17 protein-coding genes are annotated in these 18174 nt (G+C 49.4%); 13 read left to right on the top strand and 4 right to left on the bottom strand.

What is annotated here, in order from left to right; all coding sequences use genetic code 11:
* Nucleotides 1–59 precede the first annotated feature (59 nt).
* The 5 genes from phoU (at nucleotide 60) to WC980_08080 (ending at nucleotide 5078) form a co-directional block, all read left to right on the top strand.
* Nucleotides 60–731, top strand: a complete 672-nt coding sequence (phoU, locus tag WC980_08100; protein ID MFA5795006.1) for a phosphate signaling complex protein PhoU — start codon at nucleotides 60–62, stop codon at nucleotides 729–731.
* A complete protein-coding gene (locus WC980_08095) occupies nucleotides 728–1414 on the top strand; it encodes a response regulator transcription factor (protein ID MFA5795005.1) in 687 nt (228 codons plus the stop codon). Before phoU ends, WC980_08095 begins: the two co-directional genes overlap by 4 nt.
* Nucleotides 1407–3161 (top strand): ATP-binding protein, encoded by a 1755-nt coding sequence (locus tag WC980_08090; protein MFA5795004.1) that lies wholly within the window; start codon nucleotides 1407–1409, stop codon nucleotides 3159–3161. The genes WC980_08095 and WC980_08090 overlap by 8 nt, the downstream gene beginning before the upstream one ends.
* A gap of 250 nt (nucleotides 3162–3411) precedes the next feature.
* Nucleotides 3412–4041, top strand: coding sequence for a DUF47 family protein (locus WC980_08085; GenBank protein MFA5795003.1), 630 nt, complete (start codon nucleotides 3412–3414; stop codon nucleotides 4039–4041).
* Nucleotides 4042–4124: 83 nt separating this feature from the next.
* Entirely contained in the window at nucleotides 4125–5078 is a 954-nt protein-coding gene (locus WC980_08080) for an inorganic phosphate transporter (protein ID MFA5795002.1), read from the top strand.
* Between the two features lie 21 nt (nucleotides 5079–5099).
* On the opposite strand, the gene WC980_08075 is transcribed toward WC980_08080, so the two are convergent.
* The 3 genes from WC980_08075 to dnaK all read right to left on the bottom strand — a co-directional run bounded on the left by WC980_08075 (nucleotide 5100) and on the right by dnaK (nucleotide 9814).
* Nucleotides 5100–5990 carry a polyprenyl synthetase family protein gene (locus WC980_08075; protein MFA5795001.1) on the bottom strand — a complete coding sequence of 297 codons (891 nt, stop codon included), beginning with the start codon at nucleotides 5988–5990 and terminating at the stop codon, nucleotides 5100–5102.
* Between the two features lie 97 nt (nucleotides 5991–6087).
* Nucleotides 6088–7728 carry a HEAT repeat domain-containing protein gene (locus WC980_08070; protein MFA5795000.1) on the bottom strand — a complete coding sequence of 547 codons (1641 nt, stop codon included), beginning with the start codon at nucleotides 7726–7728 and terminating at the stop codon, nucleotides 6088–6090.
* 100 nt (nucleotides 7729–7828) lie between these two features.
* The gene (dnaK, locus tag WC980_08065; protein ID MFA5794999.1) at nucleotides 7829–9814 is read right to left on the bottom strand and encodes a molecular chaperone DnaK; all 1986 of its coding nucleotides are present in this window, start codon (nucleotides 9812–9814) and stop codon (nucleotides 7829–7831) included.
* Between the two features lie 227 nt (nucleotides 9815–10041).
* Here dnaK and WC980_08060 point away from each other — a divergent pair, with 227 nt between their 5' ends.
* From WC980_08060 to WC980_08045, 4 genes are read left to right on the top strand one after another with little or no spacing between them, the layout of a single operon-like run.
* Entirely contained in the window at nucleotides 10042–10320 is a 279-nt protein-coding gene (locus tag WC980_08060) for a glutaredoxin family protein (GenBank protein ID MFA5794998.1), read from the top strand.
* Complete coding sequence (locus tag WC980_08055; GenBank protein ID MFA5794997.1) at nucleotides 10320–10841, top strand: ferredoxin-thioredoxin reductase catalytic domain-containing protein; 522 nt, start codon at nucleotides 10320–10322, stop codon at nucleotides 10839–10841. Before WC980_08060 ends, WC980_08055 begins: the two co-directional genes overlap by 1 nt.
* Nucleotides 10842–10876: 35 nt before the next feature.
* A complete protein-coding gene (locus tag WC980_08050; protein MFA5794996.1) occupies nucleotides 10877–11449 on the top strand; it encodes a rubrerythrin family protein in 573 nt (190 codons plus the stop codon).
* Between the two features lie 6 nt (nucleotides 11450–11455).
* Complete coding sequence (locus WC980_08045) at nucleotides 11456–13168, top strand: YgiQ family radical SAM protein (GenBank protein MFA5794995.1); 1713 nt, start codon at nucleotides 11456–11458, stop codon at nucleotides 13166–13168.
* A gap of 6 nt (nucleotides 13169–13174) precedes the next feature.
* Here the strand turns inward: WC980_08045 and dinB are convergent, their stop codons facing one another.
* A complete protein-coding gene (dinB, locus tag WC980_08040; GenBank protein ID MFA5794994.1) occupies nucleotides 13175–14398 on the bottom strand; it encodes a DNA polymerase IV in 1224 nt (407 codons plus the stop codon).
* A gap of 140 nt (nucleotides 14399–14538) precedes the next feature.
* Between dinB and WC980_08035 the strand changes: the two genes are divergently transcribed.
* From WC980_08035 to pth, 4 genes are all read left to right on the top strand, one after another.
* On the top strand, nucleotides 14539–15813 hold the full coding sequence (locus WC980_08035; protein MFA5794993.1) for a sugar phosphate nucleotidyltransferase: 1275 nt from the start codon (nucleotides 14539–14541) through the stop codon (nucleotides 15811–15813).
* 18 nt (nucleotides 15814–15831) lie between these two features.
* Complete coding sequence (locus WC980_08030) at nucleotides 15832–16776, top strand: ribose-phosphate pyrophosphokinase (GenBank protein MFA5794992.1); 945 nt, start codon at nucleotides 15832–15834, stop codon at nucleotides 16774–16776.
* A gap of 83 nt (nucleotides 16777–16859) precedes the next feature.
* Nucleotides 16860–17594, top strand: a complete 735-nt coding sequence (locus tag WC980_08025) for a 50S ribosomal protein L25 (GenBank protein ID MFA5794991.1) — start codon at nucleotides 16860–16862, stop codon at nucleotides 17592–17594.
* A gap of 9 nt (nucleotides 17595–17603) precedes the next feature.
* On the top strand, nucleotides 17604–18164 hold the full coding sequence (gene pth, locus WC980_08020; GenBank protein MFA5794990.1) for an aminoacyl-tRNA hydrolase: 561 nt from the start codon (nucleotides 17604–17606) through the stop codon (nucleotides 18162–18164).
* The last annotated feature ends 10 nt before the right edge of the window (nucleotides 18165–18174 follow it).

The raw sequence follows: 18174 nt of genomic DNA, 5'->3' as shown, positions 1-18174 counted from the left end.
TTATTCCAACTGAGGCGGATTGATGATATGATAATATTACGAAAAGGAGATTAAATAATATGGAACGACATTTTGACCAGGAGACGACAAGGATTAACGAAAAACTCATCCGGATGGCCAGCATCGTGGAGGAAATGATACGCATTGCCGTCAAATCACTGATTGACCGAAACAATTCCGTTATTGAGACGATCAACCCCAAGGAAAAAGAGATTAATAAATTACAGATAGAAATAGACGACGATGTGGTGACGCTTATCGCCCGGATGCAGCCGGTGGCCACGGACCTGCGTTTCCTGATCGCGGCTTCCAAGATTAACAGCGACCTGGAGCGGATTGCCGACCAGGTTATTAATATTGGACAGAACACCGTAATTTTGCTACAATACCCCCAATTAAAACCGCTGGTGGATATTCCGATAATGGCTGATATTGTCCAGCAGATGGTGCGTGAAAGCCTGGATGCCTATATCCATAAGGATGTGGAAAAGGCTCAAAAGGTGCTTAATTCGGACGACAAGGTGGATGCTCTTAAAAACCAGGTTTTCAGGGAGTTATTGACCTATATGATATCCGACCCCAAGACAATCCAGCCGGCGCTTTGTTTGATACTCATTGCCAGGAATCTGGAACGAATCGGCGACCATTCCACCAATATCGCCGAAGAGGTCATTTATATAGTCCAGGGGCGCGATGTCAGGCATCACCACGAGGAACAGAAGCGGAAATGAAAACCGTACTGGTCATAGACGACGAAAAGGACCTGGTCAAGCTGGTGGACCATCACCTGGGCAAGGAAGGCTATTTGGTCATCGGCGCCCGTGACGGTGCCGAAGGCCTGGAGGTTGCCCGCAAGCACAAACCTGATTTAATCCTGCTGGACATCATGATGCCCAGGATGGACGGCTGGGATGTCTGCAAAAAACTCAAATCCATGCCCGGGACATCGCAGGTTCCGGTGATAATGCTGACGGCCCGGGCCCAGGAAACCGATAAGGTTCTGGGGTTGGAACTGGGCGCGGACGACTACATCACCAAGCCGTTCAGCCCGCGCGAACTGGTGGCACGGGTCAAGGCCGTGCTCAGGCGTTTTGAGGCGTGTGAATTCAAGGAATCATTGAAGGTGGGCGACATCGACATAGACTATAAAGGCCGGACCGTGACGGTTAAGGACAAAAGGGTCGAGCTGACCAACACCGAGTTTAACCTGCTTTGGCATCTGGTCAACCGCCGGGGCGCGGTGATTTCGCGCGACGACCTGATTTCGGCCGGCCGGGGCGACGACGCCGCCGTGATTGACCGGACCATAGACGTCCATATCGCCGCGCTCAGGAAGAAACTGGGCAAGTCCGGCAGGCTTATCGAAACCGTTCGGGGCGTGGGCTATAAATTCACAGAAACAAACGATGCTTAAAAACAGCCTGTTTGCTAAACTTTTCTTTACTTACCTCACCCTGATTGTTATCTCTTTGATAACCTTGTCGCTTATCGCCATTAACCTGTTTACCAATACTTATTTTGAAGAAGTCAACCAGCATCTGGATAATACCGTTAAACTGGTCGGGATTCTGGTGAGCGATGTTGAGGGAAAAGGGCAATCGCTTGATGCCAAAATCAAAGAATTGGGCAAGACCGTCCGGACCCGGATAACCATCATTGATAAAGACGGTAAAGTATTGGCGGACTCGGATGGAAATATTTCCGCAATGGAAAATCATAATAACCGGTCTGAAGTGATTGATGCACGGCGATCAGGAGCGGGTCATAGCACCCGTTTCAGCCATACGGTTTCGATTGATATGCTATATCTGGCCCATCCGCTTAATCCGGACGACCCGAGCGGTAAAATCATCCGGGTGGCTCTGCCGCTGCACCAGATTAAACTTATTACCCATCAAATCTATAGAATGGTTGGGATTATTTTCCTGGTTTTGGTCATTATCGCTTTCCTGATGGGATTCTGGATTATCCGGAAGATTGTCCGCCCGGTCAACCAGATGGTCCGGACGGCGGAATTAATCTCTCGAGGGGACTTTAGCGCTAGGGTTCAGGCTACCCCAAATGATGAGATTGGGAAACTGGCGCAGACTATTAACCTGATGGGAGATGATCTCCAAAAACGTTTCTCGGAAATCAGCCGCGAAAAAGCGAACCTTAATATCGTTCTTTCCAGCGTCCGCGAAGGCGTTATCGCCGTTGACACCAACCAGAAAGTCATCTTTGCCAATACTGCCGTCGGTAATCTTTTTGCCGTTGACGCCAGTCAAATCGTGGATAAATATCTCTGGGAAGCCATCCGCGACAACAAGCTTGTCAGTTTCGTCAAGGAATGTCTGGCCCAACCGTCCGTAGTCCTGGACCATAAAGACATCACCTCGTCGTCCGATAAGCCCCTGAGGGTTTATTGCACGCCCATAAAAGAGACGCCGGGCAGTTTTCTGGTGGTGATCTATGACATCAGCGAATCCCTGAAATACGAGCAATTGCGCAAGGATTTCGTGGCTAACGTATCGCACGAACTGCGCACGCCGCTGACTTTTATCAAAGGGTATGTGGAAACGCTCAAAGAAGATAATCTTAATGATAAGGGAAAAACGCGGGAGTTCCTGGATATCATAGATAAGAATGTCCGGCAACTGGCTAATCTGGTGGGAGACCTCCTGGAATTATCGCGGCTGGAATCGCGGCAAGGCATTGCCCGCATCAGGCCGATAAAACCGGCAAAAGTTATTGATGATGTGGTTGACTATTTCCGTCCGGCCATAGAAAAGAAACAACATACGGTTATAAGAAACATACAGGCGGATTGCCCGGAAATACCGGTTGATCCGGATATGCTGGCAAAAGCCGTGGGTAATCTGCTGGACAACGCCGTCAAATACACGCCCGACAACGGCCGGATAGGTATTAAAGCCGACTTCGACGGTTCCGTCCTGCGCATCGAAGTGTCTGATAACGGCATCGGCATACCGGCCGACGACCTGCCCCGGATATTCGAGCGGTTTTACCGGGTGGATAAGTCACGTTCCCGCGAGATGGGCGGCACCGGGCTGGGCCTGGCCATCGTTAAGCACATCGTCCAACTGCATCACGGAACGGTTTCGGTCCGGAGCCAGTCCGGCCAAGGCAGTGTTTTTACCATAATATTGCCGATAAGATGAAAAACCGGTAAATATTTGCCTGATAATTTCTTGGATTGGGTATTAATACACAGTTAGGCCGGGTGCCCGAAGCGGAAAGATAACCCTCGCTAAAGCATAATATATTAATTTGTTTTATTTTCTTTGACTTGGGCGGTTTTTTATATAAGAATTCTCTGGGATTGAGCCCAGCTTTACGCTCAACCCGCCTGTAACAGTATAATTTTTAGAGCCGAAAAGCCGGAGGCGCGGCGTCGGAGGGGGTATTGATATGTTCGGTTCCTTGATAAGCAATAAAGGGTTTTTCGAGATGTTTGAGAAGTCGGCGGCTAACGTCTCGGCCGGGGCTAAGGCGTTGGCCGACCTGATGAAATCTTACCCGGAATCGTTGGGCGAAAATGTTAGTATTCTTAAAGATATCGAGCATCAGGGTGACACTTTTACCCACCAGACTATCGAGATGCTCAACAAGACATTTGTTACGCCCATCGACCGTGAGGATATCCATCAGTTGATTACCAAGCTGGATGACGTTCTGGACCTGATGGACGGAGCCAGCGGGCGGTTGGCGCTGTATAAGGTTGAGGCGATTACGCCTGAGGCTAAGGATTTTGCGGAACTGTTAATCAAGGCGACGGATATCCTGGCCCACGCCGTTACTTGCCTGCGTAATTTGAAGAATGTTAAGGATATGTCCGCCCATTGCGTGAACGTCCATACCATTGAAAATGACGGCGACCAGCTCCTGCGCAAGGCCATGAGCGCTTTGTTCGAAAAGGAAAAGGATAATCCCATCAACGTAATTAAATGGAAGGAAATCTACGAAGACCTGGAGACGGCCATTGATTATTGCGAGGACGTGGCTAATGTGATTGAATCGATTGTTTTGAAGTATTCATAAACCTAACCTGACAAGGAGCGTTTGGTTTGACTATAGTTGTCATCATCATAGCCGTGGCACTGGTATTCGACTTCGTAAACGGGATGCATGACGCGGCTAATTCTATAGCTACGGTGGTATCCACCCGGGTGCTTTCGCCCAGATGGGCCGTGGGCTGGGCGGCTTTCTTTAACTTCATCGCATTCCTTTTCTTCGGCCTGCACGTGGCCAATACTATCGGTACGGGTGTGGTCCACCCCGAGGCCATAAATACCGCCGTCATCGCGTCCGGATTAATCGGGGCTATCGTCTGGAACTTACTCACTTGGTATGCCGGACTGCCGGTCAGTTCTTCGCACGCCTTGGTAGGCGGACTGTTAGGTGCCGCGATAACGCATGCCGGTTTCGGTGTGGTGATACTGGGTAAGTTCCTGTGGATATGTGCCTTCATAGTGCTGTCGCCGCTTCTGGGGTTGGTGTTCGGCTATATTTTTATGATCATCGTCCTGTTGTTGTTCCGCAACTCCACTCAGGCCAAGGTGGATAAGCATTTCCGGCGGCTCCAGCTGGTGTCGGCCTCGGCCTATAGCTTGGGGCACGGCGGCAACGACGCCCAGAAAACGATGGGTATTATCGCGGTGCTGTTATTTGCCTGGCAAACCAAGGTGGCCCAGGAAGCCGGATTGCCGTTGCCTAAGTTCGAGGTGGCGTTATGGGTGGTTCTGGCCTGCCACGGGGCCATGGGGTTGGGCACACTTATGGGCGGTTGGCGTATCGTCAAGACCATGGGCCAGAAGATAACCCAATTGCAGCCGGTGGGTGGTTTCTGTGCTGAGACAGCCGGAGCGGCTATGCTCTTCAGTGCTACATTATTAGGTATACCGGTCTCGACGACGCATACCATAACCGGTTCTATAATCGGTGTGGGTGCGACCAGGCGCTTGAGCGCCGTGCGCTGGGGCGTGGCTCAAAAAGTGGTTTGGGCCTGGGTGCTGACTATACCGGCTGCGGCCGTCGTTTCGGCTCTGAGTTATCTTATCCTGAAAAACCTGATTTAATCCTGCCTTAAGATACTGCGTTTAACTTTGTCTTGATACGATATAATCAGCTAAATCAATCAGCGGTTTTGCCTTTGGTCCGAATGATTTGAGAGAGATTTTGGCCCTGGTTATCAGTTGCACGGCTTCGGTTTCGGCAGACCTTACGCCTTTGAGCGCTGGGTAGGTGAGTTTGTTTTGCTGGCGGTCTTTGCCCGGGGTCTTGCCCAATTTATTCTTTTCGCCGATTACGTCCAGGATGTCATCGACTATCTGGAAGGCTAGGCCTAAGTTTTGCCCGTAGTCGGTGACGCGGGCGAGTGATGCCTTATCGGCGTGGGCGACTACGGCGCCCATCCGGCAGGCGGCGGTAATGAGCGTCGCGGTTTTAAGAAGATGCGTTTTGCCGCAGAGGTTCAGCGCGTTCGGAGCGGAATGTTTTTGCTTCAATAATAGAGGAGCGGTGATATCCAGCACCTGGCCGCCGACCATACCGGCAGAACCGGAGGCTACGGATAGTTCTTCCACCAGAGCCGGGACTAATTTTTTATCAGCGATTTTCTGAGTTACTAGTTGGAATGCGTAGGTGAGCAACGCGTCGCCGGCCAGGATGGCTATGGCTTCGCCGTAGACCTTGTGGCAGGTGGGCTTGCCCCGGCGTAGGTCGTCGTTATCCATAGCCGGCAAATCGTCATGTATCAGGGAGTAGGTGTGGACTAGTTCCAGGGCGCAGGCGGCGGGCATTATCTTGGGTTCCGGTACGCCGAGCATCCGGCCGGTAAGCAAGGCCAGGATGGGCCTGAGCCGCTTGCCGCCGGCCATAACGCTGTAGCGCATGGCGTCGTGTATCGGTTTGGGGAACGAGCCCTTGGCCGGCAGGTAATTGCCCAGTGCGGAATCCACCTTACGACGCAGGGTTTCCAGTATTTTCATATTTCCGATTTTACCACAGAGACACTAAGAATACAAAGAATACAGAATAAAAAATATTTTATTTGGCTTCGTGCTCTTAGTGCCTTTGTGGTGAAAATTATTTGGCGTTTTTATCTTTATCGGAGGCCTTATAGGTTTTGTTCCTGAAGGTGCCGCCGGTGACTTCGGCCAGACGGCGCATCAGGTAGATGTTGACCAGGGTTTGGACCCCGGTATTTTCAGCGGCCGGGTCCGCGGCGCCTACAGCAATGGTATTTATTTTTATGTGGCGCAGGTCGTGCAACTTGCGGACGTGGTTGATGATATCGTCCGGCGCCTGTATTTTGCCGACCGTGGGCTGGCCGTCTGTGAGCAGGAAGATGGTGTCGGCGCCGCTGATTACTTTATCGACGGTGACGTGGGGTTTCTTGTCGCCGGTGGCCACCTTTTTGGGTTCGTCCTTGCCTTTGTCGGGCGTGTTGCCGGCCGATTTGACCATTTTGTAGGCGGCTTCGAGTGCGTCGGACATGTTGGTGCCGCCGCCCGGGCCCTTGGCATCGACGGCGTTTATGGCTTCCAGCTTGTTCTCATTGGTGGCCGGGACCAGTTCGTTTTTCCAGACTTCCACGCCGCCGCTGTAGAAGATGATGGAAAAATGGACCCGGGGGTCGAGATTATAAATGGTCTTGATTGATTCTTTTTTGACGGCGGCGCTCCGGGTTTTGGGGATGCGGCTGTCCACTTCTTTTTTCTTGTTCTGGAGCGCTTCCGGGATGGGTGCAACCGATGGTTCGGTGGACGGGCCGGCGGCGTTGGGCTTTTCCTGACCGGTGGTGACCGGCTTGGCCTTTTCGGTCTCGCTTTCCTTGGCGGTGGTATTGTCTTCGGGCGGCTCATTACTTTCCCAAGCCATGCTGCCGGAGACATCGATGACGAAGATGATCCGGTCGGAATTGATTTTTATCTTGTAATATTCGCCCAGGTTGATTACGGACTGGGTCTGGTTGGAATTTTCCTGGGATTGCGCTTCGGCCGGAGCATCCTTGGTCAGCTCTTTTATCAACTCGAGCATTTGGGAGAGGACGAGGGCTTCTATATTCTTATTGCGCAGGATGGCCTGTTGCATCGGCTTGACGCTGTCCGGCGATTTTATCTTGCGCAGGTATTCAATGGCGGCCAGCTTGACTTCCCAGGCGCTGTCAGTGGTCAGTAGGTTACAGGCGGGCTGGATGCCTTCCGGCCAGTTGAGTTTGGTCAAGGATTCAAGCGCGGACATTTGCAGGGCCGGTTCCTTGTCGCTGAGCAGGCCGGTTAGGGCCTGGGTTGCGGCCGGGTTATTGATGCCGCCCAGGGCGCGGACGGCGTAAAACCTGGTCCGCCAGTTGGATTTGGCATCGCCGGCCTTTTTGAGGAGGATGTCTATGGCTTTGTCGGTGGTGAGTTTTCTCAGGCCGTTTACACAGGCATCGATGACGTCGATGCTGACCCGCTCCTCGGCCTTGCCTTCATTGCTGCGGGCGATTTCGGCAGTTAGTTGTTCAATCAGCAGTTTGGCCGCCTCGACCTCGGTTTTATGAGAGATGCTTTCGGCCAGGCGGGCAGTGCAGGCGGCGCGCTTCTTATCGGCGTTGCTCTTGGAGTTATCGTTGAATTCCTGCTTGGCGCCGGCCCAATCCGGTTCTTTCGCGGCCAGTGAAAACAGCGCGGATAGGCAAATACCCGTTATGATGAGAATAGGAATATTCTTGGTCGAGCTCATATATGTAAGTCAAACATAAAACCGCATAGGGCACAATAATAATAAAAAGGGGCGCCTTTCGGGACCCCTTTACTTTAATCAATCTGTGTAATCTGTGGTTTTACTTAGCCTCGAATTCGGCATCGATGACATTATCATCGCCGCCTTTTTTGTCGTCTTTTTTGCCTTTTCCGCCCGCGGGTGGTTGGTCGTCCTGAGGCGGCATTCCGGCTCCGCCGGCGAATCCGTCGGGACCTGCTGTTGGGTTGCCTGCAGGACCTGCGCCAGCTCCGCCCCTTGCCTTGGCCGCTTCTTCATACAGGCGCTGGGCCAGGGTGTGGCTGGACTTGGTCAGGTCTTCCATGGCTTTCTTTATTTCATCAACATTGTCTTTATCTTTGACCTTTTTGATGTTTTCCAGAGCAGACTGGATTTTGGTTTTTTCATCCGCGGATACCTTATCGCCCAGATCAACCAGGTTTTTCTCGGTGGAGTAAATTAACTGGTCAGCCTGGTTGCGGGCTTCGGCCAGAGCCCGGCGCTGTTTGTCCTGCTCGCCGAACTTTTCGGAATCCTTGACCATTCGCTGGATATCCTGCTCGGTGATGCCCGATGATGATTGTATTTGGATGGCCTGTTTCTTACCGGTGGCTAGGTCTTTGGCGGCGACGTTGAGGATACCGTTGGCATCGATGTCAAACGCCACCTCAATCTGGGGTATGCCGCGCGGCGCGGGCGGCAAGCCGGCCAAGCGGAAGCGTCCGAGCGTCCGGTTATCACTGGCCATATCGCGTTCGCCCTGCAAAATGTGTATTTCCACCTCGGTCTGGCTATCGGCCGCGGTTGAGAATACCTCTTTTTTGGAGGTGGGGATAGTGGTATTTCGTTCAATTAGCGGTGTGCGTACGCCGCCAAGGGTTTCGATGCCAAGGGTTAGCGGTGTGACGTCAAGGAGCAGGACGTCCTTGACCTCGCCCTTTAACACAGCGGCCTGGATAGCCGCGCCGACGGCTACTACTTCGTCCGGGTTAACGGACTTGTTTAATTCCGTTTTCTTGAAGAATTCTTTGCACAGGTCTTGGACCATGGGGATTCTGGATGAGCCGCCGACCATAACGACTTCGTCGAGGTCTTCAGCTTTGAGTTTGGCGTCTTCCAGGGCCTTATGGCATGGTTCCAGCGACGAGCGGAGCAGGTCGCCTATGAGTTTTTCCAAAGTGGCCCGGGTGATGGTCATAGTCAGGTGTTTTGGCCCGGTGGCATCGGCCGTAATGAAGGGCAGGTTGACCTCGGTTTGTAGCGATGAAGAGAGTTCGCATTTGGCTTTTTCAGCGGCTTCTTTCAGGCGTTGTAACGCCATCTGGTCACGCCGCAGGTCAATACCTTCCTTTTTCTGGAACTCTTCAGCGATGTAGTTCATAACCCGCTGGTCGAAATCGTCGCCGCCCAGGTGGGTGTTGCCGTTGGTGGAAAGCACCTCGACCACGCCGTCGCCTACTTCCAGGATAGAGACATCAAATGTGCCGCCACCCAAATCGTAGATGGCGACCTTTTCGTTCTTTTTCTTATCCAATCCGTAGGCCAGCGCCGCCGCAGTGGGTTCGTTGATGATTCTAAGGACGTTCAGGCCGGCGATGCGTCCGGCGTCTTTGGTAGCCTGGCGTTGGCTGTCGTTGAAATAAGCCGGCACGGTGACGACTGCGTCGGTTATGGTTTCGCCCAGATAGGCCTCGGCGGTTTCCTTGAGCTTAGCCAGGACCATGGCCGATATTTCCGGAGGGGTGTATTGTTTGCCCCGGGACTCGACTTTGACCAGGTCGTCCGGTCCGCCGATGACTTTATAAGGGACCATCTTTTCTTCCTGGGCTACCTCGTTGCGGCGACGGCCCATAAAGCGCTTTATCGAATAGATGGTATTAGTCGGGTTGGTGATGGCTTGACGGCGGGCTAATTGCCCGACCAGGCGCTCGCCTTTGTCAGTAAAGGCCACGATTGAAGGCGTTAACCGGCCGCCTTCGGCATTGGTTATAACCGTAGTTTCGTTGCCTTCTCTAACCGCAACTACTGAAAGCGTAGTTCCTAAATCAATTCCGATTGCTTTTGCCATAATTTTATCCTTTCTTAGAGTAGTTTTTTAATCCTAACGAGTCCACACCTTGACTGGATGACTCCCGCTATTAAATTTCAATCATATTTTATACCAAATTTCTAATAGTCTGTCAATATTTTTAATTTTACATGAAATATCCGAATGAGAGGTTCGGGTGTTTTTGGTTGACAATACCGCGAAAAATGGTATAAATCCGAGTAATAATTAATAAAGGAAGGTGGCTTATGGAAATGAAGCGAGTATCCGGAAAGAAAAAGGGCAGCCTGACACTTTACGCCCTAAGCACCTGTATTTGGTGCCGTCGGGTAAAGGAGTTACTCAACAGTATGGGTGTGGAATACGATTATGTAGACGTGGACCTGCTGGAAGGGGAGGATAAGAATAAGGCCACGGAAGAGATAAAGAAGTGGAACCCTAAAATGTCGTTTCCTAATTTGATAGTGAATAACCAAAAGTGTATTGTAGGTTTTGATGAACCTCAGATAAAGGAAGCGTTAAAATAATGAGTTCGGAAATAAACGTAACAACGGTCGAAGTGGACAACCTTTATGCTAAATTAAAAAAGGAAGCGGAGGCATCCGGGTATTACTTGAATCCAGATGTGGAGTTCGCCAAGGCTTTGGTGCGCAGTTTAATTGTAAACGAACGGCGTTATGGCTATTGGGCTTGCCCGTGCCGCCTGGCTACCGGCCGGAAGGCCGAAGATCTGGATATTATATGCCCCTGTGATTACCGTGACGCGGACGTGGCTCAATACGGCGCTTGTTATTGCGCGCTTTATGTTTCTCAGAAAGCGGCTAAAGGCGAACAGAAGGTTGCTTCCATACCGGAGCGTCGTTTGACGCCTGAGGAAAGGAAGACGAAGATAGAAGAGTCGAAGAAACCGGACAAAAATAAACTAACCCAATTATCGTTACCGGTCTGGCGCTGCAAAGTATGCGGATACCTGTGCGCTCGGGAGGAGCCGCCCGATATTTGCCCGATATGCAAGGTTAAGAAAGACCGATTTGAAAGATTTATATAGATTAATTATAATAGAGATGAAAGGAAATATGTAATATGCAGTTAAAAGGAAGTAAGACTGAGAAGAATTTATTGACCGCATTTGCCGGGGAGTCGCAGGCCCGCAATCGTTACACGTATTTTGCCAGTGCGGCCAAAAAGTCTGGTTACGAGCAAATAGCCGCTATATTTGAGGAAACTGCCGAGAATGAGAAGGAGCACGCCAAGATATTCTTTAAGTTTCTGGATGGCGGCGAGGTGGAAATCAGCGCGTCATTCCCGGCTGGAGTTATCGGCGATGTGGCGTCGAACCTGAAGGCGTCGGCCGACGGCGAAAAGATGGAGTGGGGGACATTATATCCCGCCGCAGAAAAGATAGCTCGGGCAGAGGGATTTACCAAGGTTGCCGATATTTTTAAGGAAATTGCCGAAGTGGAAGCCGAACACGAGAAACGTTACCGGGCGTTGCTGAAGAATGTAACCGAGGGTAAGGCGTTCAAAAAGGATAGAGCGGTCAGGTGGCGATGCCGGAACTGCGGTTATGTGCACGAAGGCAAGGAAGCGCCTAAACTATGCCCGGCCTGCGCCCATCCGCAGAGTTATTACGAAATAGCGGCAGATAATTTTTAACCAAACATGTTTCTTCCGACAACCCGCCAGGAAATGGTATGTCTGGGCTGGGACAAGCTGGATATTATCCTGGTGACCGGTGATGCTTACATAGACAGTTCGTATTCCGGCGTTGCTGTAATAGGCCATGTTTTAGCGGATGCCGGATACAGGGTGGGTATCATTGGGCAACCTGATATAAGGAGTGATAAGGATATTGTTCGGATGGGCGAGCCGGAGCTTTTCTGGGGAGTTACGGCCGGCGCGATTGACTCGATGGTGGCTAACTACACGCCGCTTAAAAAGCCGAGGCGTGAGGATGACTTCACTCCGGGCGGGCAGAATACTAAACGTCCTGATCGGGCCAGCATCGCTTATGCAAATCTGATAAGAAGATATTTTAAAAATACCAAACCTATTGTCTTAGGTGGGATTGAGGCCAGCCTCAGACGTATTTCCCATTATGATTACTGGGACGACAAGATAAGAAAATCCGTACTCTTTGACGCCAAGGCCGATATTCTGGTTTATGGTATGGGTGAGCGGGCAGTGCTGGAGCTGGCTGGGCGGCTAAAGAATGACCAGGATTTCCGGGATATCCGAGGCATATGTTATATCGGACAGGAACTTAAAGACGGTTATCTGGTTTTACCGGCGCATGAGCAGGTTAAAAACGATAAAAATAAATTAATAGAGATGTTTCATACCTTCTACGCCAATAACGATACGATTACTGCTAAAGGACTTTGCCAGAAACAGGATACCAGGTATTTGATTCAGAATCCGCCGGCCGAACTTTTGAGCACTGCCGAACTGGACAGGATATACGAGTTTGATTACGAGAATGCGGTGCATCCTTATTATTTGAAAGAGGGAAAAGTTAAGGCGTTAGAAACCATAGAGTTTTCCATAACCAGCCATCGGGGATGTTACGGCGAGTGCAACTTTTGCGCTTTGGCCGTGCATCAGGGCCGTACCGTTGTCTCGCGAAGCGAGGAATCGATTATCCGGGAAGCCGAGATGATTACCGGGCAAAGCAGATTCAAAGGATATATTCGTGATATCGGCGGGCCGACCGCCAATATGCTTTATATCGAATGCGCACGCAAACTTAAGGCCGGTGGATGTAGGAATAAAAGGTGCCTGTATCCGGTTATCTGCAAGGCCCTCAAGGTAAATCATAAACGGCAGATTAAACTGTTTGAAAAGATAAGAGCAATAAACGGGGTTAAAAAGGTATTCATAGGTTCCGGCATACGTTACGATATGGTGCTGGAAGATGAACAGCATGGCGCGGAATACATGGAAGAGCTGGTTAATCACCACGTTTCAGGACAGTTAAAGATAGCTCCGGAACATAGTGAAGACGTAGTGCTTGGATTGATGGGCAAGCCCGCAGGCAGTTTTACTGATAAGGGGAAAACCGGCCGGCGGTATTTACAGGAATTTAAAAAAGAGTTTGATCGGCTGAATATAAAATTTGGCAAAAAACAATTCCTGACGTATTACTTTATAGCCGCCCACCCGGGTTGTGATTTTAAAGACATGCTTCGGCTGAAAGAATTCATCAGAGTAGAGCTCAAGATGACTCCGGAGCAGATTCAGATATTTACCCCAACTCCGTCAACTTATTCGGCATTGATGTATTATACCGGTATAAATCCTTTCACATCCGAAAAAATATTTATTGAAAAGGATGACAATAAAAAGAATCAGCAGAAGAAAGTGATAGTAAACTGACGGGCGCTATTTTCTGCGGCTTGTCGCTCGGTAAATGGCATCGTCTCCGAACTGGGATTTTATTTTATCAACTGTTTTATTCAGGGTTTCGCGCTTACAGATCATCTTATCCTTAAAAAGACCTTCTTGGAATCCGGCCGGGAGCAAGCCGGATGTTTTTACCCCGACCAAGCGTACTTTTTTGGCCATACCGGTGAAAATACGTCCTGAAGATTTACTGTCCGTAGAAAAATGCTCGAATAACTTTTTTATTTCTTTATAAATAACCTCAAATAGGGATATTGGTTCGGCTATTGTAATAGACCGGGTATATGTTTCGAAACCCTGGAACCTTATCTTAAGGGTGATGGTTTTGCATTTTAGGTCAGACTCCCTTAATCGTCTGGAAACTTTTTCGCATAACGAACTTAATGCCGACAGGATTCTAGCGTTATCAGAAATGTCCGTATCAAAGGTGATTTCGTTACTGACTGATTTAGCCTTGCCGGTTGGCTCGACAGGCCGGTTATCAATTCCGTTTGCCAATTGGTGCAGGTGAAGTGCATAATTGCCCAGCAGTTTAGTCAGCCTGGACAGATCAGTTTTAGCCAGGTCGCCGATGGTTTTTATGCCTGCAGAGTTCAGGGTTTCGGAACCTTTTTTACCCAGGCCCCATAACCTGTTCACATTCAGCGGACAGAGGAAATCAAGCAATTTGTCTGGTGTTACTACTACCAGGCCGTTAGGTTTTTTGAGGTCTGATGCTATTTTAGCCGCCATCTTGGTTGGAGCAAGTCCGATAGAGGCGGTTAATCCGGTTTTCTCCTTAATACTTTTTTTTATCAGAATACAAGTTTGATAAGGTGTGCCGAAAAGCTTATAGCTTTTGGTGATATCCAAGAATGATTCGTCAATGCCAAGCGTCTCAATATCAGGGGTAAAATCATAGAGTAATTCATAAATCTGACGAGAAATACGGGCGTATTTTTCCATATCTGGCGGCAGGAATACCGCTTTGGGGCATTTATGATAAGCGATGGAGATAGGCATTGCTGAATGAATTCCCAGCTTGCGGGCTTCATACGAGCAGGTTGATACAACGCCGCGTCCATGGCCGTTTCTCGGGTCGGAGCCCACAATCACCGGACGGTCCCGCAGTTCGGGTTTATCACGCTGTTCCACGGCCGCAAAAAATGCGTCCATATCTATATGGGCTATGAACCGGTCAGGCAGCGGAAAATCATCAAGCATATGCTTATAAGATAATAATTTATCATTATTAGGCAACAAAACATGATGTGTTTTCAGTGAGTTTTTTTCTTGACACTTGCCTTTCGAAACATATACTAACCCATTCCGTATAAATCGAAATAATCAAACAGAATACTGATATGGTGGACAAATTAGCGGTAGTGGTTTTGGCAGCGGGTAAAGGCACGCGAATGCTTTCGGATAAGCCGAAAGTACTTCATATGCTTTGCGGCAAACCATTGCTTTACCATGTGCTTGAGGCGGCAAAAACGCTTAAGCCTAGCGCGATTTACTGTGTTGTTGGATACAAGGCGGAGGACGTAGAGGACGTATTCAAGCAAGAAGACATAAACTGGGTGACCCAGGGAGAACAGCGCGGAACCGGTCATGCGTTACTGGCTACGGAATCGTTCTTGAGCGATTGGGACGGGTTGCTGCTGGTTTTGTGCGGCGACGCGCCTTTGATTACGCCTAAAACGCTGAATAAACTGATGGAAACTCATCAGAAATCCAAAGACACGGCTATGACAATACTGTCAACCCAATTAGATGACCCGTCTGGTTACGGCCGGATTGACCGGGATAGCAATAATAATGTGATTGGTATAGTGGAGGAATCAGAGGCGGGTGCGGAGCAGAAACGAGTCAAGGAAATAAACTCCGGGACGTATGTGTTTGACCCAGCTGCCGTATTTAGCGCCCTTAAGAAAATCAAACCGCACAAAAAAAGCGGGGAATATTATCTTCCTGACGTGATTAATATACTTACGGAAAAGAAGAGAAAAGTGGAATGCTATATGGTTTCGGACGATATTCAAGTCGAAGAATGCCTGGGGATTAATTCCCGGACAGAACTGCTTAATGCGTCCAAAATAATGCAACAGCGGATAATCCACAGGTTTATAGAAGGCGGTATTAACATAGTCGACCCGATTAATACTTATATTGAATCCGGCGTGGAAATTGAACGGGATACAATTATTTATCCGTTTACGGTAATACGCACCGGCGTGGTTATCGGGAAACACTGCGAGGTTGGCCCTTTCAGCCACCTTCGGCCCGGTACAGTCCTGGACGATCATGCTGAAATCGGTAACTTCACGGAAACTAAAAAAACACATATTGGTAGACATTCTAAAGCAAAACATTTAAGTTATCTGGGTGATGCCGATATCGGTGATGAGGTTAATATCGGCGCCGGAACTATTACGGCTAACTATGATGGTAAGAATAAGTACCGTACCGTGATAGAAGATCAGGCGGCTACGGGCAGTGGGACGATATTGATAGCGCCGGTTCGGATGGGCAAGGGTTCCCAGACCGGAGCGGGGGCCGTTATTGCCAGGGGCAAGAACGTACCGGACGGGGCCACCGTGGTTGGGATACCGGCTCAAATGCTGAAGAAGAAGAAATAAAATTCTGAGGAGGAATATATGGTGCGAAGGGAACGGTTAGAAGTATTTGCCGGGTCAGGTAATCCCGACTTGGCTTCCAAGGTTTGCGCCAGACTGGGTATCAGCAAAGGGAATGTTGTCCTGAATCGTTTTCCTGACGGGGAAATAGACATTAAGATTAATTCCGATGCGCGCGGGGCGGATACTTTTATTATTCAATCTACCTGCCCGCCGGTGAATGATAATTTAATGGAATTGTTAACCATCATTGATTGTCTCAAGCGCGCTTCAGCCGAAAGAATTACTGCCGTATTGCCTTATTTCGGTTACGCCCGCCAGGACAGGAAATCCGAAGGCCGGGTGCCGATTACGGCTAAATTAGTTGCCAATATGCTGACTGTTGCCGGTGCGGAGCGAATACTGACTATCGATCTGCATGCCGGTCAGATTCAGGGTTTTTTTGATATACCGGTGGACCATCTCTACGGGTCTCCGGTGCTGGTAGAATACTTTGAGAATCTTAAGATTCCTAAGCTGGTGGTGGTCAGTGCCGATGTGGGTGGTATCAAGATGGCCCGTTCTTACGCCAAGAGGTTGAATGCCGATCTGGCTATAGTCGATAAAAGACGTAGCGGACCGCGCCAGGTGGAGGCGGCTCATATTATTGGTGATGTCAAAGGGAAAAATGTTCTTGTCGTAGATGATATGATTTCAACCGGCACAACCGTCAGCCAGGCCGCTGAGGTTTTGCGCGGGCACGGAGCTAAAGACATATATCTTTGTGCCACCCATGCGGTATTGGCTGGAGAAGCTGTTAGTAAACTAACTAAGGCGAAATTCAAAGAAGTTGTTATTACCGATACGATACCTCTTGATAAAAACAAAGTAAGCAAAATGTTTAAAGTGCTTACGGTTAGTGGATTGCTGGGAGAAGCTATCAGGCGTATTCATAACAGCGAATCCGTAAGCTCGCTATTTATATAAAAAATAGATTAGGCTGTATTGTATAATCAGCTGTATTCGTTAAATTAGTTCACGAAAAGATAAATTAGAGGAGAAGTTAATTTATGGAATGGGTTAAAGTACAAGCAAGTTTAAGGGATCAGAAAGGGACCAGTAATTGTCAGCGTCTGCGTAAGACCGGGCAGGTCCCGGCCGTGCTTTACGGACGCAAGGAGCCGGTTCAGATGTTGGCGCTAGACGAGAAAGAGGCGGCTAAGATGCTTTCACGTCACACGCATCTGGTCAGCCTAGAACTTCCCAAAGGATCGGAGAAAGTCGTGGTTAAAGAAATCAAGTATGACGGACTTAAAGAAAAGGTTACGCATATTGATTTCGTTCGGATTGCTATGGACGAGATGCTTAATATTTCAATTGATATTATTCTTAAGGGGCATCCAAAAGGTATAGCCGAAGGCGGTGTGCTTGAGCAAAATTTAAGGACGCTGGGTGTTAAATGCCTTCCCACGGCTATTCCTGAAAAGATTGAGGTTGACGTGGCTAATCTGGAGCTGAACGGATTAATCAGGGTTAAAGACATTAAACTGCCTAAAGACGTTATGGCTGCTACGGATGGTGAAGTAGTTATCGCCGGCGTGCATAAACCCAAAGAAGAGATTGTTGAGCCTACGCCGCTTGAGGGCGCTGCGGCTGAACCCGAAGTTATTGTCAAAAAGAAGGAAGTTGAAGGCGAAGATGCGGCCGAAGGCAAAGGTGCTGATAAGGCGGCTCCAGCCGAAAAGAAGCCGGCTGCCGCTGGAGCTGATAAAGGCGCGGCTAAAGGTAAAGAGGAAAAGAAATAACCTGGTCGTATGAAAATAATAATCGGCTTGGGTAATCCCGGCGAGAAATACGAACGAACCAGGCATAACCTAGGGTTCCGGGTGATTGATTTTTTGGCTGAGCAGAATAATATCGGTTTGGCAAAATCGCGTTATCACAGGTCGTATACGGGGAAAGGAAACATTGGGGATGAAAAGGTGATGCTGGTAAAACCAGCGACCTATATGAATCTTTCCGGCGAAGCAGTCCAGAGGCTTTTTGCCGATACCGGCGAAGCATTGGAGAACTTCTTGATTATCTGCGATGATTTCCAGTTGCCCCATGGCGCAATGAGAATGCGCCGCCAGGGTTCCAGCGGTGGGCATAACGGACTGGAATCAATTATTCAACTGCTCGGGGATGAGAAATTTCCCCGGCTGCGGATAGGACTCGGGGCGCCGGTAGGAGTTGAACATAAAAGATTTGTACTGTCTAATTTTACCCGGGCTGAGGAAAAACAGAATAAGGAAGTGATTGAAACCGTCGCTCAGGCCGTTGATTGTTGGGTCAAAGATGGCATCGAGAAGGCGATGACTAGTTTTAACAAATAGATTTTATTAA

The organism is Candidatus Brocadiia bacterium (assembly GCA_041658285.1).
In the GTDB taxonomy this organism is placed as follows: domain Bacteria; phylum Planctomycetota; class MHYJ01; order JACQXL01; family JACQXL01; genus JBBAAP01.
Note: the sequence above shows the minus strand (reverse complement) of the source record. Positions and strands in the feature narration are given on the sequence as shown.

What these genes read in the sequence shown, in the direction of transcription:
- phoU (MFA5795006.1), top strand. Translation starts at nt 60, where the DNA reads ATGGAACGACATTTTGACCAGGAGACGACAAGGATTAACGAAAAACTC.
- WC980_08095 (MFA5795005.1), top strand. Translation starts at nt 728, where the DNA reads ATGAAAACCGTACTGGTCATAGACGACGAAAAGGACCTGGTCAAGCTG.
- WC980_08090 (MFA5795004.1), top strand. Translation starts at nt 1,407, where the DNA reads ATGCTTAAAAACAGCCTGTTTGCTAAACTTTTCTTTACTTACCTCACC.
- WC980_08085 (MFA5795003.1), top strand. Translation starts at nt 3,412, where the DNA reads ATGTTCGGTTCCTTGATAAGCAATAAAGGGTTTTTCGAGATGTTTGAG.
- WC980_08080 (MFA5795002.1), top strand. Translation starts at nt 4,125, where the DNA reads ATGCATGACGCGGCTAATTCTATAGCTACGGTGGTATCCACCCGGGTG.
- WC980_08075 (MFA5795001.1), bottom strand. Translation starts at nt 5,990, where the DNA reads ATGAAAATACTGGAAACCCTGCGTCGTAAGGTGGATTCCGCACTGGGC.
- WC980_08070 (MFA5795000.1), bottom strand. Translation starts at nt 7,728, where the DNA reads ATGAGCTCGACCAAGAATATTCCTATTCTCATCATAACGGGTATTTGC.
- dnaK (MFA5794999.1), bottom strand. Translation starts at nt 9,814, where the DNA reads ATGGCAAAAGCAATCGGAATTGATTTAGGAACTACGCTTTCAGTAGTT.
- WC980_08060 (MFA5794998.1), top strand. Translation starts at nt 10,042, where the DNA reads ATGGAAATGAAGCGAGTATCCGGAAAGAAAAAGGGCAGCCTGACACTT.
- WC980_08055 (MFA5794997.1), top strand. Translation starts at nt 10,320, where the DNA reads ATGAGTTCGGAAATAAACGTAACAACGGTCGAAGTGGACAACCTTTAT.
- WC980_08050 (MFA5794996.1), top strand. Translation starts at nt 10,877, where the DNA reads ATGCAGTTAAAAGGAAGTAAGACTGAGAAGAATTTATTGACCGCATTT.
- WC980_08045 (MFA5794995.1), top strand. Translation starts at nt 11,456, where the DNA reads ATGTTTCTTCCGACAACCCGCCAGGAAATGGTATGTCTGGGCTGGGAC.
- dinB (MFA5794994.1), bottom strand. Translation starts at nt 14,398, where the DNA reads ATGCTTGATGATTTTCCGCTGCCTGACCGGTTCATAGCCCATATAGAT.
- WC980_08035 (MFA5794993.1), top strand. Translation starts at nt 14,539, where the DNA reads ATGGTGGACAAATTAGCGGTAGTGGTTTTGGCAGCGGGTAAAGGCACG.
- WC980_08030 (MFA5794992.1), top strand. Translation starts at nt 15,832, where the DNA reads ATGGTGCGAAGGGAACGGTTAGAAGTATTTGCCGGGTCAGGTAATCCC.
- WC980_08025 (MFA5794991.1), top strand. Translation starts at nt 16,860, where the DNA reads ATGGAATGGGTTAAAGTACAAGCAAGTTTAAGGGATCAGAAAGGGACC.
- pth (MFA5794990.1), top strand. Translation starts at nt 17,604, where the DNA reads ATGAAAATAATAATCGGCTTGGGTAATCCCGGCGAGAAATACGAACGA.